Below are 230 nucleotides of genomic sequence, written 5' to 3'. Positions count from 1 at the left end.
CCACCGTGACCTCGAGGCTGCGGTCGTCGTGCAGCCGGGGCGGCAGCGTCTTCCACTCCTCGACGTAGGGAGCCTCGCCGTAGAGTCCCGACTCGCGACGGCGGAAGCGCACGACGAGTTCGTGCGTCGCGGCGTCGATCACGACCGAGTCCGCAGGTGCCGCCGCGGCCCGCGCCCGCGCCCGCCCCCCCAGCCCCGCCTCGCCCCCGGGGTACCACGCCTCGGCGCGG

Annotated in this window: 1 pseudogene; it reads right to left on the bottom strand. The window is 77.0% G+C overall.

The window, feature by feature from the left end:
• A pseudogene (locus QCD70_RS19180) lies at positions 1-230 on the bottom strand (hypothetical protein); the annotation flags it as partial.

The sequence above is a fragment of the Agreia sp. PsM10 genome (assembly GCF_030433855.1).
GTDB lineage: Bacteria > Actinomycetota > Actinomycetes > Actinomycetales > Microbacteriaceae > Agreia.
Note: the sequence above shows the minus strand (reverse complement) of the source record. Positions and strands in the feature narration are given on the sequence as shown.